This is a genomic window from uncultured Shimia sp. (assembly GCF_947493595.1).
In the GTDB taxonomy this organism is placed as follows: Bacteria; Pseudomonadota; Alphaproteobacteria; order Rhodobacterales; family Rhodobacteraceae; genus Shimia.
This window is the reverse complement of the sequence record NZ_CANLRL010000008.1, coordinates 65,840-88,852: the sequence shown is the minus strand read 5'-3', so window position 1 is coordinate 88,852 and position 23,013 is coordinate 65,840. Positions and strand designations below refer to the sequence as shown.

Annotated in this window: 17 protein-coding genes; 12 read left to right on the top strand and 5 right to left on the bottom strand. The window is 57.2% G+C overall.

The window, feature by feature from the left end:
• Positions 1–49 precede the first annotated feature (49 nt).
• The 5 genes from Q0955_RS16935 to Q0955_RS16915 are packed head-to-tail and all read left to right on the top strand — an operon-like array spanning position 50 to position 5,660.
• Entirely contained in the window at positions 50–991 is a 942-nt protein-coding gene (locus Q0955_RS16935; protein ID WP_299426629.1) for an ABC transporter permease, read from the top strand.
• Positions 988–1,854 (top strand): ABC transporter permease, encoded by an 867-nt coding sequence (locus Q0955_RS16930; protein WP_299426626.1) that lies wholly within the window; start codon positions 988–990, stop codon positions 1,852–1,854. The genes Q0955_RS16935 and Q0955_RS16930 overlap by 4 nt, the downstream gene beginning before the upstream one ends.
• 11 nt (positions 1,855–1,865) lie before the next feature.
• Positions 1,866–2,855, top strand: coding sequence for an ABC transporter ATP-binding protein (locus Q0955_RS16925; RefSeq protein WP_299426623.1), 990 nt, complete (start codon positions 1,866–1,868; stop codon positions 2,853–2,855).
• Entirely contained in the window at positions 2,852–3,850 is a 999-nt protein-coding gene (locus Q0955_RS16920) for an oligopeptide/dipeptide ABC transporter ATP-binding protein (RefSeq protein WP_299426620.1), read from the top strand. Before Q0955_RS16925 ends, Q0955_RS16920 begins: the two co-directional genes overlap by 4 nt.
• Complete coding sequence (locus tag Q0955_RS16915) at positions 3,843–5,660, top strand: aminopeptidase P family protein (protein ID WP_299426617.1); 1,818 nt, start codon at positions 3,843–3,845, stop codon at positions 5,658–5,660. Before Q0955_RS16920 ends, Q0955_RS16915 begins: the two co-directional genes overlap by 8 nt.
• 24 nt (positions 5,661–5,684) lie before the next feature.
• Here Q0955_RS16915 and Q0955_RS16910 read toward each other — a convergent pair whose 3' ends face one another.
• A complete protein-coding gene (locus Q0955_RS16910; protein WP_299426614.1) occupies positions 5,685–6,137 on the bottom strand; it encodes an Lrp/AsnC family transcriptional regulator in 453 nt (150 codons plus the stop codon).
• 203 nt (positions 6,138–6,340) lie between these two features.
• Here Q0955_RS16910 and dctP point away from each other — a divergent pair, with 203 nt between their 5' ends.
• From dctP to Q0955_RS16890, 4 genes are all read left to right on the top strand, one after another.
• Positions 6,341–7,336, top strand: coding sequence for a TRAP transporter substrate-binding protein DctP (gene dctP, locus Q0955_RS16905; protein WP_299426611.1), 996 nt, complete (start codon positions 6,341–6,343; stop codon positions 7,334–7,336).
• A 79-nt stretch (positions 7,337–7,415) separates the two neighbouring features.
• Positions 7,416–7,925, top strand: a complete 510-nt coding sequence (locus Q0955_RS16900) for a TRAP transporter small permease (RefSeq protein ID WP_299426608.1) — start codon at positions 7,416–7,418, stop codon at positions 7,923–7,925.
• Positions 7,925–9,202, top strand: a complete 1,278-nt coding sequence (locus tag Q0955_RS16895; RefSeq protein ID WP_299426606.1) for a TRAP transporter large permease — start codon at positions 7,925–7,927, stop codon at positions 9,200–9,202. Before Q0955_RS16900 ends, Q0955_RS16895 begins: the two co-directional genes overlap by 1 nt.
• 17 nt (positions 9,203–9,219) lie before the next feature.
• Positions 9,220–10,113, top strand: coding sequence for an isocitrate lyase/PEP mutase family protein (locus tag Q0955_RS16890; RefSeq protein ID WP_299426603.1), 894 nt, complete (start codon positions 9,220–9,222; stop codon positions 10,111–10,113).
• A 101-nt stretch (positions 10,114–10,214) separates the two neighbouring features.
• Here Q0955_RS16890 and Q0955_RS16885 read toward each other — a convergent pair whose 3' ends face one another.
• Entirely contained in the window at positions 10,215–11,036 is an 822-nt protein-coding gene (locus Q0955_RS16885) for a leucine-rich repeat domain-containing protein (RefSeq protein ID WP_299426600.1), read from the bottom strand.
• Between the two features lie 303 nt (positions 11,037–11,339).
• Complete coding sequence (gene uvrB / locus Q0955_RS16880; RefSeq protein WP_299426597.1) at positions 11,340–13,523, bottom strand: excinuclease ABC subunit UvrB; 2,184 nt, start codon at positions 13,521–13,523, stop codon at positions 11,340–11,342.
• Positions 13,524–14,059: 536 nt separating this feature from the next.
• Here uvrB and Q0955_RS16875 point away from each other — a divergent pair.
• Complete coding sequence (locus Q0955_RS16875; RefSeq protein WP_299426594.1) at positions 14,060–14,371, top strand: ETC complex I subunit; 312 nt, start codon at positions 14,060–14,062, stop codon at positions 14,369–14,371.
• A 538-nt stretch (positions 14,372–14,909) separates the two neighbouring features.
• Here the strand turns inward: Q0955_RS16875 and Q0955_RS16870 are convergent.
• Positions 14,910–17,318: an Ig-like domain-containing protein gene (locus tag Q0955_RS16870; protein WP_299426591.1), complete on the bottom strand. Its 2,409-nt coding sequence runs from the start codon at positions 17,316–17,318 to the stop codon at positions 14,910–14,912.
• Positions 17,319–17,632: 314 nt separating this feature from the next.
• Here Q0955_RS16870 and Q0955_RS16865 point away from each other — a divergent pair, with 314 nt between their 5' ends.
• Positions 17,633–19,312: a HAMP domain-containing sensor histidine kinase gene (locus Q0955_RS16865; protein ID WP_299426588.1), complete on the top strand. Its 1,680-nt coding sequence runs from the start codon at positions 17,633–17,635 to the stop codon at positions 19,310–19,312.
• Here the strand turns inward: Q0955_RS16865 and Q0955_RS16860 are convergent.
• A complete protein-coding gene (locus Q0955_RS16860; RefSeq protein WP_299426585.1) occupies positions 19,282–19,932 on the bottom strand; it encodes a response regulator transcription factor in 651 nt (216 codons plus the stop codon). The genes Q0955_RS16865 and Q0955_RS16860 overlap by 31 nt on opposite strands.
• A gap of 947 nt (positions 19,933–20,879) precedes the next feature.
• Here Q0955_RS16860 and Q0955_RS16855 point away from each other — a divergent pair.
• A complete protein-coding gene (locus Q0955_RS16855; protein WP_299426582.1) occupies positions 20,880–23,012 on the top strand; it encodes a glycosyltransferase 61 family protein in 2,133 nt (710 codons plus the stop codon).
• Position 23,013: the final 1 nt, after the last annotated feature.

Below are 23,013 nucleotides of genomic sequence, written 5' to 3'. Positions count from 1 at the left end.
CGCGTCGCGGGTGAGGGCCTGCGGCGCGTTTCTCAATTGGAAAATACCCATGGCCGGACTGCAATACGTTCTGAAGCGCCTCGCGCTGATGGTCCCCACATTTGTGCTTGTGATGATCATCATTTTTCTTCTGGTCCGGCTGTTGCCGGGCGACCCAGCCATCGCAATTGCGGGCGACAAAGCTTCGGACGCCGATTTGGCGGCAATCCGGGAAAAGCTTGGTCTGAATGACCCGCTGCTGGTGCAGTTCTGGCTGTTTTTCACCAACACTTTGCAAGGCGACCTTGGGCGGTCGATCATGATGCGCACCTCTGTGTCCAGTGTAATCATCGAGCGGCTGCCAACCACAGGGTTCCTTGCGCTTTTTGCGGTATCCCTATCGTTGCTGATCGCCGGGCCGCTGGCCTTTGTTGCCGCGCTCAACCGTGGCAGATGGCCGGACACGGTGATCCGGACGGTCTTTCAGGTCGGCCTGTCGATGCCGGTGTTTTACATCGGTCTTATCCTGCTGACCTTTCTGGCGGCGCAGCTCCGCTGGTTTCCGGTAGGGGGCAGTGGCGATGGCTTCTTTGGCCAGCTTTATTATCTGTTCCTGCCGTCAATGACTGTGGCGCTCTACACCTCCGCGATCATCATGCGCAATTTGCGTGCCGCCATTATCGAAGTGCTGGATGCGGAATATGTGCAGTTTGCGCGCGCCAAAGGGCTGCCTAATCGGTTGATCCTGGGGCGGCACGTGCTGCGCAACGCGTTGATTTCCACCATCACGCTGCTGGGTCTGTCGATTGGCAACCTGATGAGCGGCACGCTGGTGACCGAGACCGTGTTTGCCGTGCCCGGATTGGGGCGACTGATGCTGGAAGCGATTTTTGCGCGGGACTATCCGCTTATTCAGGGGCTGACGCTGACCTTTGCCATTCTGGTGTCGGTTGTTTTCCTGCTGACCGATCTGTTCCAAAGCCTGCTTGATCCAAGGATGCGTCTGACATGAGCGATGCTGTTGTGACTTCTGCAAAATCCTCCGATGCGCCGCTGTCGCGGGTGCAACTGGCGCTGCGCAAGCCGGGGTTTCTGATCGGGGCTGTGATCATCGGGTTTTCCACCCTGTTGGCGCTCTTTCCAAGCTTCTTTGCGCCTTATGATCCGAACTTCATCGACTATCTGGCAGTGCGGCAACCGCCAAGTTGGGCCCATCCGTTTGGCACCGATATGCTGGGACGGGACGCGCTGTCGCGGGTGATCCACGCCTATACGGTGAACATGCAAATGGCGATTTTGGCGACGGTATTTGCCTTGACCATCGGCGTCACTGTTGGAGCCTTGGTGGGATACTACCGCGGCGTGGCTGACATGATTTTTGGCCGCGTGGTCGACGCAATCATCACCTTCCCGTTTTTGGTGTTGGTCATCGCGGTGGTGGCCGTGTTGGGGCCGGGGCTGATCAATATGTATATCGCGATCACGCTGGTGGGCTGGGTCTACTATGCGCGGCTGATGCGGGCCGAGGTGATTGCGCAGATGGGCAATGATTATGCCAGTGCCGGGATTGTCATGGGCTATTCCGACCGGCGTATCATTTTCCGCCACCTGCTGCCCAATGCGATCACGCCGGTGATTGTTTACTGGATGACCGATATGGCGCTGGCGATCCTGCTCGGTTCGTCGCTCGGCTATCTTGGATTGGGGGCGCAGCCGCCGCAGGCCGAGTGGGGCGTGCTGATTGCTGAGGGGCGTAACTTTATCACCACGGCCTGGTGGCTGAGCCTGATGCCGGGGATTGCGATTGTGATCACCGGGCTGGGCTTTTCGTTGATTGGCGACGGTCTGGCAGATCTGTTGCGGCCACGCGGGTGAGGGGAAAGACAATGGCTGATCACCCGATTTTGGAAGTAGAGAACCTCTGCACCACCTTTAGCCGGGGCGGCACTGCCCTCCCTGCGGTTCGCGATGTGAGCTTTGCGCTTGGTAAAGGGCAGGTGCAGGGGCTTGTCGGTGAAAGTGGTTCCGGCAAGAGCGTGACCTTGCGCTCGATCCTGGGATTGGCGCGGCATTATGGCGAGGTGAGCGGGTCCGTGCGCTGGCAGGGACAAGAGCTGACTACGATGTCAGAACGACAGCTGCGCAAGATCCGTGGACGCGAGATTGCAATGATTTTTCAAGAGCCGATGACCTCGCTCAATCCGCTGCTGACCGTTGGCACGCAATTGACCGAGACCCTGAAGGCGCATACCGATTTGGGGCGGCGGGCGCGGCGGGACCGCGCAATTGAGATGCTCGATCACGTGGGCATTCCGGCGGCGGCCTCGCGGCTTGGCGAATATCCGCACCAGTTTTCTGGCGGGATGCGGCAACGGGTGATGATTGCGATTGCTTTGGCTGCGAGCCCGAAGCTGTTGCTGGCGGATGAGCCAACCACCGCGCTGGACGTGACCATTCAGGCGCAGATTTTGGATTTGATCCTGAAGCTGGCGGATGAGATGTCGATGGGGGTTGTGCTGGTGACGCATGACCTTGGCGTTGTGGCGCAGACCTGTGACACGGTGTCGGTGATGTATGCCGGACGGGTGGTTGAACAGGGTGACGTGCGGCAGGTGCTGCAAACCCCGCGCCATCCGTATACTGAAGGCCTGATGCGCTCGGTGCCGCAGGACGTGCCGCCTCGTACACAGCTGTATTCGGTGCCAGGCACGCCGCCGAGCCTGTTTTCACTGCCTAAAGGCTGTGCCTTTGCGCCGCGCTGTCAGGCGGCTGGAAAGGCCTGTCAGACCGCGCGACCTAGTTTGCAGGACATTGCGCCTGGGCGGCAGACCGCCTGTTTCAACCCACTGCCCGCGACACAGGAAGATGCCGCATGACCCAGACTGTGATGAAAATTGACGACCTGCATTTGTCGTTTCCGGTGTCGCGCAGCCTTCTGGATGTGGTGCAGCGCAAGCCGGGTAAAGCGGTGAATGCGCTCAATGGTGTGAGCCTTGAGTTGCAGCAGGGCGAGACCCTTGGTGTGGTCGGCGAGTCCGGCTGTGGCAAGTCGACTTTGGCACGCTGCATCGTACGGCTGTATGAGCCGACCAGCGGTGAGATCCACTTTGACGCGGAGAACATCTTTGGCGCGGCGGCGCGCAAGGACCGCAGCTACAACCGGCGTGTTCAGATGATGTTTCAGGACCCGTACTCGTCGTTGAACCCACGTATGACAACCGGCGACATTCTGGCCGAAGCACTGCGGGTGCATCAGATGCGGCCGGAGGCGGAGATTGCCGGACGGGTTGCGGAGTTGTTGGAGCTGGTGCGTTTGCCGCAAGATGCGGTCGACAAGTTGCCCCATGAGTTTTCCGGCGGACAGCGTCAGCGGATTGCCATTGCGCGGGCCTTGGCGGTGGAGCCGGAGGTGCTGATCGCGGATGAGCTGGTTTCGGCCTTGGATGTGTCGGTGCAGGCGCAGGTGGTGAACCTGTTGCTTGAGCTGCAGGAGCGGCTGCAGCTGACCATCCTGTTTGTGGCGCATGATCTGCGATTGGTGCGGCATGTGTCCAACCGTGTGGCGGTGATTTATCTGGGGCGGATTGTGGAGATTGGCGACAGTGAGACGTTATTTTCGGCGCCGTCGCATCCCTATTCGCAGGCGCTTTTGAGCGCGGCGCCGTCGTTGGATCCCGATGACAAAGGCGCGGCGATCCAGTTGGAGGGCGAGTTGCCGTCGCCCCTGAATGTGCCGCCCGGCTGTCCGTTCCATGTGCGCTGTCGTCATGTGACAGCCCAGTGCCGGACAGTGATCCCGGAATTGCGGGCCTTGGAGGGACGGGGAGAGGTGGCCTGTCACCATGCGGAGGAGATCAACCACCATGCCTGATTGTGGGATCGAGACTGTGCCGCCGCAGGTGTCTGCGTTGCGCGCGGAGATGCGTGTGCGTGGGTTGGATGCGTTCATCCTGCCGCGCTATGACGCCCATCAAGGCGAGTATGTCGCGCCGCATGATGAGCGGTTGCAGTATGTGACCGGGTTTTCGGGATCGGCTGGCATGGCGATTGTGACCATGGATGAGGTCGCGATGTTTGTGGACGGGCGCTATAGCGTGCAGGTGCGCGAAGAGTGTTTGGGCGGGGTGTTTTCCTTCCGCCACTTGTTTGAGGAGCCGCCGGAGGCGTGGCTGTCGGAGCAGGCCGGAGATTGGTGGTGCGTTGGGTTTGATCCGATGCATTTGCCGCCGAGTTGGTACGATCGCTTTGCCGGGGCCCTTGCGGAGACAGGCGTGCAGCTGGCGGCACAAAATGACAATCCGGTGGATTTCATTTGGGACACGCAGCCACCGCCACCCATGGAGAAGGTGAGCGCGATGCCGGTGCAGTTTGCCGGGACAACGGCAAGTGAGAAGGTAGCGGAGCTGACGACGTTTATGGCGCAGGAGCAGGCGCAGTTTCATGTGGAAACGCAGCCGGACAACATTGCCTGGTGCCTGAATGTGCGCGGCGGCGATGTGCCGTTTTTGCCGATTCCGCAGTCCTTTATGTTGGTGGCAGACACGGGCGCAGTCACTTGGTTTGTGGAGCCGGAGAAACTGCCGGATGATCTGGTGGCCAGCCTGCCGGAGAGTATTTCGGTCATGCCGCCACATGGGTTTTTGCCTTCTATCCGCGCCTCGGTGAAAACCGGACAGCGGGTCTTGGTGGATCCTGAGTTCTCGCCTGTTGCGGTGTGTCTGGCGCTGGAGAAGATTGGTGCTAAGATTGAGCGACGGACCAGCTACCTGACGCATCTCAAGGCGTTGAAGAATGCGGTGGAGCTGGAAGGCATGCGTGCCTGCCACATTCAGGATGGCGTGGCGGTGACCGAGTTTTCGGCCTGGTTGGCAGAAGCGGTGCCTGTGCGGGCGGCCAATGGCGATCCTCTGCGGGAAAGCGAGGCGGAGGCGCAGGTGAACGCGTTTCGCCAGGCCAGTGGTAGTTACCTGAGTGAGAGTTTCAATACGATCTCGGCGGCGGGCGGCAATGCCGCGATGTGCCATTATGCCACCACGGAAACGCGCAACGCGGCGATCTTGCCGGAGGCTCCGTACCTGCTGGACAGTGGTGGGCAGTATGAGACAGGGACCACCGACATTACCCGCAGCTTTGCCTTTGGGCAGCGGCCCGAAGGGTACGATCAGGCCTACACCGCAGTGTTCAAAGCGTTCTATGCGCTGGCCACGTTGAAGTTTCCGCGCGGCACGCAGGGGCATCATATTGATGCCATCTGTCGGCGTCCGCTGTGGGACTTAGGCTTGGATTATGACCACGGCACGGGCCATGGGATTGGGCATCGGCTGTCGGTGCATGAACATCCGCAGCGGATTGGCAAGCCGGTCAGTGCGGTGGATTTGATGCCTGGTATGGTGATGTCGATTGAGCCGGGACACTATGTGGCGGGGCTTTATGGCATCCGTATCGAAAACCTGTTTGAGATTGTCGAAGAGGACAATGGCTTCTTTGGGTTCCGCAATCTGACCTGGGCGCCGATCATGACCGAGATGTTGGATTATGATGCGCTGACAGTGGCGGAAATCGCCTGGTTGGACAGCTACCATCAGGAGGTTGAGGTGAAGCTTGGTTCGTTTTTGAGTGACCGTGCATTGGCATGGTGTCAGGCCAATGCGGCGATAGGGTTGGGCGCAGCGTCAGGTTGATAATTACGCGGACGTGCTGGCGCTTCAGACCGGCACGTCTGGTGTGTTCTTGATCTCGTTGAGCGCGAGGCTGGTGCGGATGGATCCAATGTGCGGCAGTTTTAGCAGGCGCTGTTTGATGGTTTCCTCGTAGTCCCGCACGCTGAGCGCGAGCACCTTGAGGATGTAGTCCTGATCACCGGTGGCGGAGTAGCACTCCACCACCTCCGGCAGAAATTCGATGGCGGCTTCAAATTCCTCCAGCGACTCCTGTGTGTGCTTCTGCAGCTTCACCAAACAGAAGGCAACAATGTCGAAGCCAAGCTTCTGGGCGTCCAAAACATACCGTTTATCAGTGATATAGCCCTCTTCGCGCAACCGTTTCAGGCGGCGCCAACAGGGCGTGTGGCTTAAGCCGGTGACTTCGCCAAGCTCTCGCATTGTGAGCTCTGGTTGTTCTTGAATAGCGCGCAAGATGCGTTTGTCGGCGTCGTCCAAAGCGGTTTCCTTCCTCGGTTGTAACTGTATACAACGAAAGCAAATTTCCTTGCAGTCCAAAATTTGACCGTTTGGTCCTACAATTTGCGCGCAAAAAGAAACGCTGTTGCGCGTTAGCGGAAACAGGCGTTCAAAATTGTGACCCGGTTTCCATAAGCCGCCCTAGGGTTGAGCGTTCATAAGTACGATTTTGGGAGGACGTCATGAAACATTGGATTGCAGCCGCCGCGACAGCCGCGCTTGTCAGCGTTGCACCAGTTGCCAGCTTTGCAGAGACCATCCGGGTGACTTTGCAGCTGCCGGAAACACATTCCTTGGGCAAGAACTGGCAGGATTTTGCCAGCATCGTTGAAGAAAAATCCGATGGTGCGCTGGAAATTCAATTGTTCCCGTCTGCGCAGCTTTTCAAAGACAAAGAAGTACCAGGTGCGGTGGGCAGCGGTGCAGTTGAGGCGGGCTCTGCCTTTATTGGTCGTTTTGCCGGGTCAGTTCCTGCGGTGGACGTGGTGTCGATCCCGTTTATCTTTGCTGACGAAGCCCACATCCGCGCCGCTGTTGCACCAGGCTCTGACATGCGTGCGACATTGGACGCGGCGATCCTGAAAGAGACCAACAACCGCATTCTGTGGTGGCAGGCATTTGGTCGCAACGTGTATCTGACCAACGGCGACGCAATTGTGGAACCGGCTGATATTGCGGATAAAAAAGTCCGTACCTACGGCAAGGTCCATGGCTGGACCGTGCAGGAACTTGGCGGTGCGCCAACCCTGATGTCCGGTTCCAAACAATTCCTCGCGTATCAGCAGGGTGCCGTGGATGTGGGCATGACCGGCGCGTCTGCGGTGAAATCCCGCAAGCTGTTTGAGGTGATGGATCAGATGACCCTGACCTTTGACAGCGCGATCGAGTTTGTCGCGGTGATCAACAATGACGTCTACGAAGGTTTGTCTGTTGAGCACAAAGCCATCATCGACGCGGCTGCGGCGGAAGTGGAGCAAAAACTGCGTGATCAGATCTACGCAGAAGAAGCGGCCACCGTGGATGAGATGAAAGCCAACATGACCGTGACCGAACTGTCTGATGATCAGCGCGCGGCCTGGGTTGCGGCGACGGCCAGCGTTGTGGACCGTTTTGTTGAAGAAACCGGCGAGACCGGCGCGGCGGCGGTTGCGGCTGTGAAAGGCGCAATGACCAACTAAGCCTTTTGGGGGGGCGCTGTCCTAAGGGATGGCGTCCCCCTTTTTCTTTCCCGCGAAAATTCACAGCAAGGAGTGGCCAATGATCATCCGGATCATTGATGGCATCACTGAGTTTACAGGCAAGATTTGTGCCTGGACCCTGTTTGCCATCGGCTTTTTCATCACGTTTGAAGTGCTTATGCGTTACGTTTTTAACGCGCCCACCATTTGGGTGGATGAGATCAGCCGGGTGTTGCAGGTCTGGGTGGTGTACCTGGGCGCGGCCTATGTGCTGAAGCACCGTGAGATGGTCACGATTGATGTGCTGTTGAGCAACCCCAACACGCTCTGGCGCCGGTTGGCGGAGACTTTGGCGATTGTCGTGTTGTTCATTTTTGCCGGCACGGCTTGTTATTTCGGGTTTCAGATTTGGCTGAAAGCCACCATGGCGGGGCATACCACGGACACCTATCTGGCACCGCCAAAGATGATCACCCATGCCCCGGTCTGGGTCGGCAGCGCTTTGTTGATGCTGCAGGGCGGAGTGCAGCTGTATCGCGTGTGGGCAGAGCCTTTGCCCGGCGATGACGTGATGGGGGGCGCGCACTGATGGAAGCGGTTCTCATTCTTGTGGCACTGATGGCGCTGTTGTTGTTGCGCACTCCGGTGGCCTTTGCGCTGGGCGGTCTCGGGGTGATCCTGCTGGGTCTGAAAGGCCTGCCATTGGTGGCGGTGCCGCAGCGGTTGCATGGCTCGATGGACAGTTTTGAGCTCCTCGCCGTGCCGATGTTTTTGCTGATGTCCAATGTCTTGCTCAAAGGCGGGGTGGGGCGTGATCTTTATGCGGCGGTGCAAAGTTGGGTCGGGCATTGGCCCGGCGGGCTGGGCGTGGCGACGATCCTGTCCTGCACGTTGTTCTCCGCCATTTCCGGCTCTTCGGTGGCGACCGCAGCAACCATTGGCACCGTGGCGATCCCGGAGATGTCTAAGCGTGGCTATGACAAACCGTTTGTTTACGGCATGTTGGCGGCGGGCGGCACTTTGGGGATTTTGATCCCGCCGTCGATCCCGCTGATCATTTATGGTGTGGTAACGGAAAGCTCGATCCCGACGCTGTTCCTGGCGGGCATTGGGCCGGGGTTATTTTTGGCCGGGGCCTTCATTGTTTATGGGATGTTATTTTCGCGCTTCTCGGGTGCCTATCAACCGATGCCCAAAGCCGATTGGGGCACACGCGCGCGAAGCTCGTTGATGGCGCTGCCAACGGTGGCGCTGGCAGTGGCGATCGTAGGTTCGATTTACACCGGTATTGCGACGCCATCTGAAAGCGCGGGGTTGGGCTTTGTGATTGCGCTGATCATGACCTTTGCCATGGGGCGCATGGATTGGGCCAAGCTGCGGGAGGCAGTCGAAGGCTCGCTGCGCACGTCGGTGATGGTGTTGATCATTGTGGCGGGGGCGAAGGTGTTTTCTTATGCGATCACGCTCTACCTGATCCCGCAGTCGATCAGCGCGTTTTTGACGGAGAACATCTCCAACCCAAGCTTGTTTATTCTCGCAGTGGGCCTGGTGCTGCTGTTCATGGGGTTCTTTCTGGAGAGCCTGTCGATGCTGCTCATTATGGTGCCAGTGCTTTTGCCAGCGGTGCTCAACATCGGGATTGATCCGATCTGGTTTGGCATCTTCTTTGTGGTGCTGATTGAGACCGCGTTGATCACGCCGCCGGTGGGGATGAACCTGTTTGTCATTCAGGCGGTGGCCAATGCGCGGTTGCAGGAGGTTGCGAAAGGCGCGCTGCCGTTTGCGGCGATCATGCTGGCGGTGGCGGTGCTGTTGTGGTTCTGGCCTGCGCTGGCGCTGTACATCCCGTATGAATTGGCCCGCTGAGCGGAAGGACACTGACCATGACAAATACAGTTCGCATTGCACCCAACGAGGGGCGCAACCTGCGCGCGGCACGATTACGCTCGCTTCTGGAGCAGAAAGAGCTGGTGGTGGCGCCTTGTTGTTATGATGCGCTCTCCGCCAAGCTGATTGAGCAGGCCGGGTTTGACATGACGTTTATGTCGGGCTTTGCCGCCTCGGCCTCGCGCATTGGCATGCCGGATCTGGGGCTGATGAGCTATGGCGAGGTGGTGGACCACGTGCGCAACATATCGGAGGCGACCAGCCTGCCGTTTGTGGCGGACGGGGACACCGGGTACGGCAATGCGATGAATGTGATCCGCACCGTGAAAGGTCTGGCGCGGGCCGGGGCGGCGGCGGTGATGATTGAGGATCAGGTGGCGCCCAAACGTTGTGGCCACACCCCGGGCAAGGCGGTGGTGGCACGCGAGGTGGCGTTTGACCGCATTAAGGCTGCGGTGGATGCGCGCGAAGAGGAAGATGTGCTGATCCTTGCGCGCACGGATGCACGTAAGGCGCATGGCATGAGCGAGGCGATTGAGCGGGCACAGCGGTTCTTTGAGCTTGGTGCGGACATCATCTTTGTTGAGGCGCCGCAGAGCGTGGCGGAGATGCGCCTGATTTGTGAGGAAACGCCGGGGCTGTTGATGGCCAATATGCTGGAAGGTGGCGACACGCCAATCCTGTCCCATGCGGAGCTGGCGGACATGGGGTTCAACCTGGCGGCCTATCCGCTGACGCTGTTGTCGGCGGTGATGCAGCAGATGGTGGAGACCCTGGCGGCGATGAAGGCCGATACGGTGCAAGATAGCGCGCTGATGTCGTTTGCTGAGGTGCGGGACCGGATTGGGTTTGAGGCGTATTATGAGGCCTCGGAGGGGTATAAGGCGTAGGACTAGCTGAGTTGCACGGCGGTGCAGGCGCGGAACTTTTGGCCCGTTGGGATCGCGTTGAGCAGTTGACGTCGCAGAATTCCGAGGCCCGTCCCTTACCGTCAATCTTCAGGCGATTGGAATTCCCTAACCAGTTTCCAAAATGCGGCCTCGTACTTCATTATTCGTTCGTTGTCTTTGCCTTGCTCGAGGGTCGGCTTTCGGAAGCCTGTGATTCTGACTTCGGGTGCTGAAGTACGCTGCTGTTCATCTTGCGTAGTACGCAATGTCGCATCTACCCATGGCTGCAGTGCATTTGATTGAACGTTTGGCATTTTGGCTTTCAAAAACGCGTAGTCCTCTGTTGGGAATGTCAGAGGTAGTTGAAGGGCCTCTAGATTTTGATTTTTAGCCAAGGGCTTTAACCCATCTTTATGGCACTTTAATGAAGCTAGCCTGAGCCACTTTAGGTTTGCCATGCGAGCCAGTGGCTCGAGCGTGTTCACTTTTGTCGGCTTCCACATACCGCCTTCTACAGCCAAAGAACTGACACAAAGCTGAGAGAGTGGCGAGAGATCCGTTACCCTATTGCAGTCAGTCAATTCCAGAAGTTCAAGATTGGCAAGTTTGCCAAGGGGGTTCAAGTTTTCAAGCTTTGGACACCAAAACAGCTCTAGGCCTCGCAGGTTAGAGAAGCCAGTAAGGGCTGTTAAGTCATGCGCTCGCAACTCCTTAAAGGCAAGAAACGTAGGATCAATTGCCGCGCAGAGCGTGTCGAACACTTTTTGACTAATTCCGGAGCCAAAACACGCAGTGACTTTACCTCTTGGAAGATTTTCCAGTGGGTAGCTTACTCCGTCGATGCAGATAAAGTAATCTTCGGAGCAAGGGCGTGCATCTCCGCAGGCAATTCTAATTTGGTCATGGAATTCGGCTGGTTTCATCATTGGCTCATTGTCGAAGAGTCTGTTCTACTTATTGTTGAATCTTCTGCAGCCCGGAACAAGGCGCTTTGCGCCGCCGGGCCAGCGCCGGACCGGCCCCATGGGCCGGCGCTTTTGCGAGTGTCGAGCCCGCTGGAGAGGGCGGGAGACACGTGGCGGACATAAAGTGCCAACTTGGGACGTCGTGTGCGCCAGCCCCCGGTCCGGCGCTGGCCCTTCTGTTGTGAATGAGGCGGTGCGCAGTGAATGCGCACCCTACAGAGATTGCAGGGAGAAGCCCCGGATTAGGGCCGGGGTAGGGGGTTACCGCCCCCGCCGCTTCACATTGCCACCGCGTTGCCCAGCCCGACCAGCCATAGAGCGGCCCCGGCTTTTGGTCGCTTTTTCCTCAGCGGCCTTGATCGCGTACTGGCGCGCCATGGGGTCGTCGGCGACGGCCAAGTCCACCGCCTCCAGACGTTTGACCTCATCGCGCAGGCGGGCGGCCTCTTCAAACTCGAGGTTCTCGGCAGCTTTGCGCATATCATCACGTAGACCGTCCAGCACAGCCTCCAAATTGGCGCCGTGCAATGGCTTGTCGATGGTGGCGGTGACGCGGGATTGATCGGTGTCGCCTTGATAGAGGCCAGACAACACATCCTCGACGTTCTTTTTGACCGTCTGGGGGGTGATGCCGTGCTCTTCGTTGTAAGCGATCTGTTTGGCGCGGCGGCGCTCGGTTTCGCCCATGGCGCGTTCCATGGAGCCGGTGATGCGGTCGGCGTACATGATCACGCGGCCCTCGGCGTTGCGCGCGGCGCGGCCGATGGTTTGCACCAGTGAGGTTTCAGAGCGCAGAAAGCCCTCTTTGTCGGCGTCCAGAATGGCCACAAGCCCACATTCGGGGATATCAAGCCCCTCACGCAGCAGGTTAATGCCAATCAGCACGTCAAACGCGCCAAGGCGCAGGTCGCGCAGGATTTCAATGCGCTCCAGCGTGTCGATGTCACTGTGCATGTAGCGCACCTTGATGCCCTGTTCGTGCAGGTATTCGGTGAGGTCTTCGGCCATGCGTTTGGTCAGCGTGGTGACCAATGTGCGGAAGCCTTCAGCTGTGACTTTGCGCACCTCATCCAGTAGATCGTCAACCTGCATCTCCACCGGGCGGATTTCGATCACGGGTTCCAGCAGGCCGGTGGGGCGGATTACCTGTTCGGCAAAGACGCCGCCGGATTGCTCCAGCTCCCACGCCGATGGGGTGGCGGAGACAAAGATGGATTGGGGGCGCATGGCGTCCCATTCCTCAAACTTCAGCGGGCGGTTGTCCATACAGGACGGCAGGCGGAAGCCGTGTTCCGCCAGTGTAAACTTGCGGCGGTAGTCGCCGCGATACATGCCGCCGATTTGTGGCACGGAGACGTGGCTTTCATCCGCAAAGACAATGGCGTTGTCAGGGATGAATTCAAACAAGGTGGGGGGGGGCTCGCCCGGCGCGCGGCCAGTGAGGTAACGAGAGTAGTTTTCGATGCCGTTGCAGAAGCCCTGCGCCTCCATCATTTCCAGATCAAAGGTACAGCGCTGCTCCAGCCGTTGGGCCTCGAGCAATTTGCCTTCGTCGACCAGTTGATCAAGCCGCGTGCGCAGCTCTTTTTTGATGTTGATGATGGCTTGGGTCAGCGTGGGTTTGGGTGTGACGTAGTGGCTGTTGGCGTAGACGCGCACCTGCTCAAACGTGCCGGTTTTTTCGCCCGTTAGGGGGTCAAACTCGGTGATGCTTTCCAGCTCCTCGCCAAAGAAAGACAGTTTCCAGGCGCGGTCTTCGAGGTGGGCCGGGAAGATTTCCAGACTGTCGCCGCGCACACGGAAGGAACCACGTTGGAAGGCAGCGTCGTTGCGGCGGTATTGCTGGGCCACCAAATCGGCGATGACCTGGCGCTGGTCATATTCGCCGCCGGCTTTCAGGTCGAGGGTCATGGCGGAGTAGGTTTCCACCGAGCCGATGCCGTAGATGCAGCTGACAGACGCAACGATGATCACGTCGTCGCGCTCCAGCAAAGCTCGCGTAGCTGAGTGGCGCATGCGGTCGATCTGTTCGTTGATCTGGCTTTCCTTCTCGATGAAGGTGTCAGAGCGCGCCACATAGGCCTCGGGCTGGTAGTAGTCATAGAAGCTGACGAAGTATTCGACGGAGTTTTCCGGGAAGAAGCCTTTCATCTCGCCATAAAGCTGCGCGGCGAGGGTTTTGTTGGGGGCAAGGATGATGGCCGGGCGCTGAGTTTGCTCGATCACCTTGGCCATGGTGAAGGTTTTGCCTGTGCCGGTGGCACCCAGCAGGACTTGGTTGCGTTCGCCCTCGTTAATGGCTGCTGCGAGTTCAGCAATCGCGGTGGGTTGGTCGCCAGCCGGTTCAAACTCGGTGTGCATGACAATGCGCTTGCCGCCCTCAAGCTTGGGGCGGCGTTGGGCCGCGCGATCGGCCATCTGGGGCAGGTTGCTTGCATCGCTCATCGTGGCGTCCCGTGTTGGAAAGAGTCGTTGGCGCGATTTTGGTCTCTTTTTGTTCTTATGCAAGGGCGAAAGCGCAGTTGTGATCAAGGGTTTTGTGGGCGGAGATGCTGCGGTGCGCAAAAAAGTGCTTTGCATGCGCAGAAAATGTTAACTGTTTGGTCGGCCAAAATGCGTGCGATTGGGGTGAAGTTACCCATGGTAAAGCATGGCGGAGCCGCTTTTGGTAAGAAATTGTGGGTGCTTTGGTAATTTTAGAACAAAATTCCACCCATCTATGAAATTAAATATATGTTGCACTTGCCAAATGATTGGCATCCTCGCTATGGTCAACTCAGCAAGCAGCCCGTTAAGGTCTCCAGTCCAAACTGCACCTACACCCCTCGCTCCCCGCGGCTTGGTCCGGACCTTGGGCTGCTTGCAAGCTTTCTCCTTAGAAATATATGGAAATGCAGTGGCTTTGCGGCGGTTTGTCTAAGATTGGCCTCTTGCCCGATGGCGTAGAATCCGTGATAAAGCGGCAAGCGAAGGAGTGCCCCATGATTGCACGTATCTATCAGCCAGCCCGCACGGCAATGTCGTCCGGAACCGCCAAGACCCACCAGTGGGTGTTGGAATATGGTCCGTCAGAAGCCAAAGACATTGATCCGCTGATGGGGTGGACCGGCTCTGGCGACACGCAAAGCCAAGTGCGTCTGAAGTTTGACAGCAAAGAAGCGGCTGTCACCTATGCGCGGGAAAACGACATTGAGGTGCAGGTGATGGAGCCGCACAAGCGCAAGGCCAACATCCGGCAGGGCGGCTATGGCGAGAACTTTGCCACCAATCGGCGTGGGGCCTGGACGCACTGAGGCTGTAGATCTGGGTATAGTTCTCGCGAAATCGAGTTAAAGATTTCGCGAAGCCTCGATGTACTCCGTATTTTGTGGTGCGAGTGTGCATTGTGGTCATATGTTGATTTTGTTTTGGGCGCCCATGGGCGCCTTTTGTTTTCGAGGACCGAGGTGGCGAAGATAGTGTTTCTGGTCGATGAGGACGACCTGTTTGCGCCGTCTTTTCAGTTTGCACATGGGCTCGCCGCCATGGTCGCGGATCGCGCAGAACGGCTGGGGTGGGATCGCTAATTGTTGGCGACCTGAACCAAGGCAAAGAGCTGAGCGCCCAGCCTAGCTCTTTGTGGGCAGCCATGGGCAGGATGCGGACTTTGCAGAGTCTCGTAGACCGCCCTTAGCGGATATTGGCTGGACGCCAAAACGCCTCACCGCAGCATCGCAAGGTAGACTTTTTGAGATATCGAGACGAGCGCGATTCAGAGATTAGAAGTTGCCCCGCTATTTCACCCAAACCGCTGGAGGCGCCTCACTGAAGAGGCGCCTCCCTGCTTGCCAACTAGGCGAACAAGAAATCGTCAGAACCTGTGATGGTGATGGTGACCAATTCGGTATCCAAACCGCCTTCTCCGTCATCAACCGTATAGGAGAAGCTATCGGTGGCCGTTTCGCCATTATCCAGATGTTCGAACATGCCGTCAGCCGAATAGGTGAACGTACCATTGCCATTGTTGACAACGGACCCAAGGGTTCCGCTGTCATCAACGCTAAACACAAAAGTATCGCTGTCCGGATCGGTGACGTCAGCCGCAACCGTGACCGACGGGCTAGGGCCATTCAGTGTCGAACTGAACTGTGCGCCATCCACGCGCAGGTCGTCGGTCGTATAATACTCATAGTTCAATGGCCCAATCGAAACCTGCGCATCCACTGAGTAACCATTGCCCAGATCAAGTCCAACGATGTCAAATTCGATGCTGTCAATATTCTCGTTGCTGTCGCCAAACGCAATCCAGTCTCCATTGGAGCGGTCTTCATCGCCGTTGCCGCCTATGACATCAAAGGTGGAGGCATCAACGAAGTCTCCGACCCCATCCACATAGACGACAGCTGCAAACCCCCATCCAACATTGTTGGGGTTGGCTTGCATAACCACGCCGTTGCCGTCGCTCAAGTATTGGGCTGCGAGCTGGTCATAGGTGTTATTCGCACCGCCGTCTCGCGGGATCGAAATGGCTGTGCCGGTGTCAAAGTCATAGACGTAAAACCGCCCGTAGTTGGGGATCGTGTAGGCTCCGACGCTTGCCGAACTGAAAGCCGCAGGGTCTTCGGCAACTTCACCAACAACCGCCTCAGCAATCGGAGCGTCATTCTGGCCGGTGATCGTCACTGTAACAGTCTCTGTCGCAGTGCCGCCGTTGCCGTCATCCACCGTATATGTGAACGTGTCGGTTGCGGTTTCCCCGACCCCGAGGCTCTCAAAAGCGCCATTGGCGTCATAGTTAAAAGTACCGTCGCCGTTGTTGGTCACCGACCCAAGTGTACCGGTTGTGTCGACGGCAAAGGTATGGGTGTCGGAGGTGTCTGCATCAGAGACATCGGCCGAGACTGTCAAAACCGGTCCGTCCTCACTGACCACGGCACCCACGGAAAGCGCCACCGGGGCGTCATTTTGGCCTTGAATTGTGATAGTTACGGTCTCAGTGGCGGTGCCGCCATTGCTGTCATCCACCGTGTAAGTGAAGGTGTCTGTAGCGGTTTCCCCGCCGGCGAGGTTCTCAAAGGCCCCGTTGGGATCATAGTCAAAGGTGCCATCGCCATTGTTGATCACAGTGCCGAGCGTGCCACTTGTATCAACACTAAACGTGTGTGTATCGGAGGCATCGATGTCTGAAAAATCTGCTGTCACGGTGATTGTGGAGCCGTTTTCATCGGCTGTGTCGCTGACGGCCATGGCAATGGGCGCATCATTCTGCCCCTGAACGGTAATAGTCACGGTCTCCGTCGATGTGCCGCCATTGCCATCATCTACTGTGTACGTAAATGTATCCGTTGCGGTTTCTCCAAAGGCAAGGCTGTCAAATGCTGCGGTAGGGTCATAGCTGAAGGTGCCATCCCCATTGTTTGTGACAGCGCCCAATGTGCCGGTCGTGTCGATGGAGACGCTGTGCGTATCGTTGGCGTCAACATCGCTGTAGTCCGCGGTCACAACAATGGGGCTGTCTTCTGTCGCGGTCGCCGAAACCGCCAAAGCTAAAGGGGCGTCGTTTTGCCCTTCGATGGTAATGTCATAGGTCACCGTGGTGGTGCCGCCCTGCCCATCCGAGATGACAAGCGTGACCGTTTCGGTGGTGCTTTCACCGGCGCCAAGATTGTTATAAGCGCTGCCTGGATCAAAAGAGATGGTTGTCCCGCCGCCGACACCGATTTGCCCAACCTGGCTTGCGCCGCTGTTATGCGTGGTAAGGGTGCCGCCGCCGGTGACGCTGGCCGAAACCAGTTCCACGGTGGAGCCGTCCAGATCATAAAAATCCACCTGAAAGCTCAAGGGCTCGCCTTGCGATGTCTCCAGACCGTCATCTCGCAGGATGACCAGCGGGTCGTTGTTGGATCTCAAGTCCAGCGTGAAATCGTCAAACTGCAGGACCTCAAAACTATGCAGGAAATCATAGCCGTCGGCCCCCTGGACAAGGTTCCAGCGCCCACATCCAAAGCTGAGCACTTTGTAGTCCAGTACAGAACCTGAGAAGACCGCGGTATCGGTTCCGCGGCCGCCAAACATCACGTCGTTGCCGCCGCCGCCTTCAACCGTATCGTCCCCGCGGCCCGTGAAAATAAAATCGCTGTGATTAGACCCGGTCACTTCATCATCTCCTCTTCGGGTCCAGATGAATTGCCCGTGGGACGCACCGGAGGCATCCACCTCCATGTCTTTGTTTTTCAGATAGCCACGACCACGATATCCCATGATACCCCTCCAAATTTGTCATGGGATCGCCTATGCGCCCCAACCCTCAACAGATGTGTGCCCGGACCCAGGGCGGAAATCGCAAAAACAAATTAAATTTTAGGAATTTGAGTGCCGCGGCGGCAATCACCCAAACGGGTGATTGTTATCGGTGAAACAGAAAGTTGTTTCTTTGGAAACATCAATGCGTTCAAGATGCTGTTGGGGGCTTGGGGAATACACATGACATCACACAATCGGACCCTGGACAGTTGGTCTTTTCTCGGTTTCAGCGCGCGCCGCGAGCAAGAGACAGCCGTGACGGTACTGGTTACATGAGCCAGTTTTTTGCGCCACCAACAGCGCTCGAAATACGCGCGGAAGAGGCTCGGATGCTGCGCGGGCGTGCCGTGGGGTCTGCCCGGTCGGTGCTGATCCTGATCGGTTTGATCGCGATCAGCTTGGCGTCAGTGCATCTCTATCGAGAGGCTTTACTCTGGACTGGTCTGGCCTCGATCATGGTCGCAGTCACAGTTCTGTACGCGCGGTTCTCGCAGTTTTCCGAGACCGACGTGCGACAGGTGAACCGCTACCTGAAGGGACACATTGCGATTTCGGCGTGCACCGGTCTGTTGTGGGCCTTGGGCGCTATGCAACTGGCTAGCCCCACCTCTGAACTTCAGACATTCCTGGCGGGACTGTTTCTGACATCGATCACCGCTGGCGGGGTGATGGCGGGCACCGTGTATCGGCCGGGATACCTCGCTCTTGCCCTTTGCACACTGCTGCCGTTTAGCCTTTACCTATTGATCACCATGGCGGGGGTTCAGCGGATTTATGGCGGCTTTCTCCTGTTTTACCTGAGTTTCTGTTTCACCACCAACAAGACCGCCAGCCAAAAATCGCGTGACGCTTTGGCCGCTAATCTGACAAGCCGGAAGGCTGAAGTGGCTCTCAAGGAGTTTGCCGAAACGGCCAAGCGCCAGCGCGCAAGCAAGCGTTCCTTGCAGGCTATTCGCCACGACATGGCCCAGCCATTGCTGGCGCTCCGAAATTTTCTGGCCGAGATGGACCGGAAGGCGACTTCGCCGGAGCAAGCGGTTCTGGTAAGGCAAATTCGTCTCGCGCTGATTAGCCAGGAAACGCTTGTTGAGGAACTCTCAAATGTCGGCCAACCGGCGCCTGAGAGAGTGCAAGCCGAGATTAATGTGCCTGAGCTAGTGGCGCAGTTGGACGATGAGTACCGACCGCAGTTTGCGGCAGTAGGGTGCGCGTTTACCGTCAATGTAGACTTGGATGTCGTTGAAAGTGATCGCGCCCGACTTGAGCGCATTTTGCGCAATTTTCTCAGCAACGCGGTGAAATATGGCGCGTCTGGAGGGCGGGTTGATCTGTCAATTACCGCGCAAAATCATGAAAGCGCTTGGCTAGTCGCGGATTGTGGCCCAGGCATGTCAGAAGCGCAGATGCGTGCCGTAAAGCGTGGTGAGGACCTTGAGGCAACGTCGTTTGGCAACGGGCTTGGTCTGGGCATTGCCCGGAAGTTGGCCCAAGAGATTGGCGGATCGGTTGAGATCGCCTCAAGCAAAGACAATGGAACGAAAGCGTTGCTGCGCCTACCACACTTTAAAACCGTTGAAGTGCGAGAACAGGCCTTTGTGTTGATTGTTGGGCAAGAGACTCTGCCCAACATGGGTGCTTGGGCAGACCTGATTTCTTCGTGGGCCTGGATGTTTGCCCATACCGAAACCTGCGAAGACGCATTGGGGATGATGTCTGTTCTGGGACAAGTCCCCGATTTGATTGTTCTGGATCCCGCGGTGGGTCAAACATTCTCCTCAGAAGACGTGCGAACCATTGGCGCACATGCGCCTATCGTGCAACTCAGACGCTCTTCGCAAGAGGAGGCCCCGCCTTCAAGCCACACGACTATCGCCTTGCCAGATTTAGAAACCGAGCTTCGGCAGATGTTTGAGTGTTGCATTCAGAACAACGCTAATTCTCGTGCTCTTTGAACAGCAGCAGCACGGCTGCTGACCGAAAGCTCCCGGAAAATCGCCTTGGCGTGGGTTTTGACGGTGTTTTCACTGATGGAGAGAGCGCGGGCGATGTCCTTGTTGGTGGCGCCTTCAGCCATCATCCCCAGGATACGCTGCTGTTGCGGGCCTAGTTTTGGCTGCACAATAGTGTCGGTGCCGTCTGGTCGGAAGATCATACGGCGCGTCCCGTTTTGGACGGACCGCATAGGGAGCGGGCCAGCTTCATACGCCGACTTGATGGTCTCAAGTAGAATTTGTTCATCACTGGATTTGTGAACAAAACAAAACGCGCCTACCATCTCTGCGTTGTTTCGGGTTATCGCGTCCTCGGAGGCGGAGAGTACAATCACCTGCACCCCCACGTTACGGGCGCGCAGGGCACCGATCAGCGCAATCCCATTGATCTGTTTCATGGCCAAATCCGTAACGACCACATCCCATTTTTGGCCAACATCGGTCGCATTCAAAAAGCTGGTCGCCGTTGTGAAGCTCTGCACTTCGAGATCCAGATCACAATTCTCAAACACATAGGCGAGGCCCTGCAAGAACAGCACATGATCATCAATTACAGCCAAACGGATTGGCGAATTCCCCAATTTGACTTCTCCCCATTCAACCGACAGGATTCAAACGTCCGCATTGACGTCGATTTGCATTGTGGTTCGCTAGATAGTGTAAGGGAGAGTGGCGTTGTTGATCAACGCAGGTACGTTAATTCGCACATTGAGACACTGGCGAATGTGTTTCATGGTTCTGCCCTGTAGCGTAGTTCCGCTTACCGCCCGACGTGTAGATCCGACGTGTCTGCTTTGGGCTGGTAGCCGACCTCCGAACGCCAAGGCCCGCTCCCGCGGGCAGCCGGCATACGGAAACCCGTCGTGCCGATGGTGGCTATGCGGAGATAGCTGACTTTGCAAATTCAGAAACGGCCCTTTGCGGTCATTGACCCGATGTCCCATTGCTGCATCGCATTTTCACCGAAGCAGACATTGCCCCGTGAGCGCAGCATTTTCGAAAGGTGAAGGTCGGCAGAGCGGGACGAAGCCGCCGTTGATCTCAACTTGCGCAATGCGCAGTTCTCCACCTAAAGTAGATCGCACCTTGGGTGGCGTGGACTTTCGGTGCATTGCGCTTCAAATGCAGCTTCAAAGCCGCATAAGTGTTCCCTAACCTTGCGAAGCGCGGTTTTGAGCGGGCTTCAAGTAAAAAAGCTAACGCCATTTAGAACCGGGTAGGACCGTTCGTAAAGTTACTGCGCTCCTATCCTACCTACGCCCAATCTTCGAAACCAGATGCCGACAAAAAGTCACTTCAGTGGCAAGTGCTCCGACAAACAAAAAAATTGATCACATTCAGGACACAAATTTAACATGACGCCCGTGTAGCCAAATTTGGATTTGAACTGGAGTGATCGGTTTTGCAAATGCTCGAACTAGACGAAGCCGGTGACCTTGACCGCGTCAAAAACGCGCTCGTAGTTCCTCCAATGGGCGAAACAGGATCCCGAAATCACCCTTGTGGGGTTCTTTCACCTGACGGTCAAATGGTGAGCAACTCCATCAGCTGGACCGACAGCACAAGCCCGGTCAATTCCAAACCGGACATGCCCTCAAGCGCAGAAGAATTAGCCGGCACTTGGGTGTTTGGCGGGACGCTGTATGGGCATTTTGGTCACTTCATTTTGGAATCCCTGAGCCGAATTTGGGCGTTGGAGGACCTGCGTGGAAAAATTGATGGAGTGATATTCACACCGAAGCGCAACGACCCTCAGTTTCATCAGGTGTTGAAACAGCTTAGGCCACTGATGGAAGCGCTTGGGGTTAACGTTGAGGCCCGCGTGGCTTTGGCGCCGACCCGCGTCGAAACCCTTTTCGTGCCTCGTCAAGGTATAGGCATGCACGACCTCATGGAGGGCAGTCAGAAGTTTCGCGACTTCATGAATAAACACGCCGGGGCCGATATTCCAGCGGATGGGGCCACAAAGATCTACATCTCGCGCAGCAAGCTTCCCCCGCATCGTGGTGGCCTCATTTGCGAGAGCATTCTTGAGGACTATCTGGCTGCGGAAGGCTACGAAATGTTCCATCCGCAGAACCATTCGGCCGCCGAACAGATTGCCGCCTACAAAGCTGCCACACACATCATTGCCGTTGATTGTTCGCCCCTCCACCTTCTTGCATATGTAGGGAATGCATCGCAGAAAGTGGGCATTTTGACGCGTCGTAGCATGGCATTCAGCGCGGATTTTGTGCGCCAGCTGAAAGCGTTTAACGATGGGGTTGCGTTTGAAGTTGACGCATTGGATCGGGACTGGATTCCGGGCCGGGGCCTGCGCCCAAGCCGCAGCTCTTTCGGGGAAATGAATTTTGAGGAGGCTTGGGAGGTGTTGAACGCCAACGGCATGGTGTCTGGAGGAACGCCCTGGCCTGCATTGACGGACGCACAGCGGCAAGAAGATCTGGATCGGATCGCGTTGCTGCACAATAATTCCTTTCATCCTTTGGACGAAAACATTGCCATTCGCGACGCGAAGCTCGCCGAGCGTGAGGCCAAACAGCGCGCTCAAGCCGTCGGGGCCTCCAACGTCGGAAAGCCTGTGCAACATGAGCGCCCGCGCAGGCCAAAACCTCCATCCTCGGTCATTACTCCGATTATGCCGATCAATATCGCGACGCCATGGGAGCCGCAGCCGTTGCCGACCTCGCCCTCGGCGGCGTTGCCGCCTGAGAAAGAGGCCACCTCAGACAAGAACACGCAGCCCAATCATGCACCAAAGTGGTTGGTGGACTTCCGCCGATCAGCCTGGCGACGCGGGTTTTATCATTCCGAAGAAACCTTCGCCGCACTGTTTGCAAATCGCGGCGGCGAGCATTTGTTTGTGACATTTGACGATCTGGTCGCAACTCGGCACGATCAAATTGACCGCGAGACCTGGGGATATGGTCTTGCTTCCAAGGCAAACTGGTCGCACCTGGGTGTGTTCTCTTTCAGCCCGAACTGGTATCGTGACGCGACCTTGTTTGACTACCTGCACCGTCTGCGCGACAGCGGTTTTTTTAGGCAGTTCAAGAGTGTGACCATGAGTGGCATATCGATGGGGGGATATGCGGCCTGCGCATTTTCTTCCTTGGCCCAGGGTACGCGAGTGTTGGCATTTTCGCCGCAATCAACATTGGACAAGACTTTGGTGCCATGGGAGGAGCGGTTTCCCTCAGGGCGGGCTGCTTCTTGGGAGGGGCCTTATGCAGATGCTGCCGCTGAGGTTGAATCGGCGTGCCAGGTGTATCTGGTTTATGACCCGCTTGAGGCCTCGGATCTACGACATGCACAACGGTTCACCTCGTCAAATGTTGTCCATCTGAGAGCGCGATACACAGGCAGAAACGGCGTTTTACGTCTGGTACAAGCGGATATGTTTGGGACGATGATGCGGGAGATCGCCCAAAACCAGATGGACGTGACACGTTTTCGTGCGGCCTACCGAACCATGAGAACTCGGACGTGGTTCTTGCAGGAGCTGTGTGAACGCTTGGAGGCTAAAAACCGCCCCGAGCTTTTGGGCCGTGTTGCCCAGTTCGCAATTGCGAACAATATGCGCGGCTACGCGGAGCGCATCACACAGAGGGCCGAGGCTTTGCGTCAGACCGGCGCAGGTTCAGAGGCGGGCGAGAAATAAC

Excerpts from the sequence above, each read along its gene's own strand:
- Q0955_RS16935 (WP_299426629.1), top strand. The coding sequence starts at position 50 with ATGGCCGGACTGCAATACGTTCTGAAGCGCCTCGCGCTGATGGTCCCC.
- Q0955_RS16930 (WP_299426626.1), top strand. The coding sequence starts at position 988 with ATGAGCGATGCTGTTGTGACTTCTGCAAAATCCTCCGATGCGCCGCTG.
- Q0955_RS16925 (WP_299426623.1), top strand. The coding sequence starts at position 1,866 with ATGGCTGATCACCCGATTTTGGAAGTAGAGAACCTCTGCACCACCTTT.
- Q0955_RS16920 (WP_299426620.1), top strand. The coding sequence starts at position 2,852 with ATGACCCAGACTGTGATGAAAATTGACGACCTGCATTTGTCGTTTCCG.
- Q0955_RS16915 (WP_299426617.1), top strand. The coding sequence starts at position 3,843 with ATGCCTGATTGTGGGATCGAGACTGTGCCGCCGCAGGTGTCTGCGTTG.
- dctP (WP_299426611.1), top strand. The coding sequence starts at position 6,341 with ATGAAACATTGGATTGCAGCCGCCGCGACAGCCGCGCTTGTCAGCGTT.
- Q0955_RS16900 (WP_299426608.1), top strand. The coding sequence starts at position 7,416 with ATGATCATCCGGATCATTGATGGCATCACTGAGTTTACAGGCAAGATT.
- Q0955_RS16895 (WP_299426606.1), top strand. The coding sequence starts at position 7,925 with ATGGAAGCGGTTCTCATTCTTGTGGCACTGATGGCGCTGTTGTTGTTG.
- Q0955_RS16890 (WP_299426603.1), top strand. The coding sequence starts at position 9,220 with ATGACAAATACAGTTCGCATTGCACCCAACGAGGGGCGCAACCTGCGC.
- Q0955_RS16885 (WP_299426600.1), bottom strand. The coding sequence starts at position 11,036 with ATGAAACCAGCCGAATTCCATGACCAAATTAGAATTGCCTGCGGAGAT.
- uvrB (WP_299426597.1), bottom strand. The coding sequence starts at position 13,523 with ATGAGCGATGCAAGCAACCTGCCCCAGATGGCCGATCGCGCGGCCCAA.
- Q0955_RS16875 (WP_299426594.1), top strand. The coding sequence starts at position 14,060 with ATGATTGCACGTATCTATCAGCCAGCCCGCACGGCAATGTCGTCCGGA.
- Q0955_RS16870 (WP_299426591.1), bottom strand. The coding sequence starts at position 17,318 with ATGGGATATCGTGGTCGTGGCTATCTGAAAAACAAAGACATGGAGGTG.
- Q0955_RS16865 (WP_299426588.1), top strand. The coding sequence starts at position 17,633 with ATGAGCCAGTTTTTTGCGCCACCAACAGCGCTCGAAATACGCGCGGAA.
- Q0955_RS16855 (WP_299426582.1), top strand. The coding sequence starts at position 20,880 with ATGGTGAGCAACTCCATCAGCTGGACCGACAGCACAAGCCCGGTCAAT.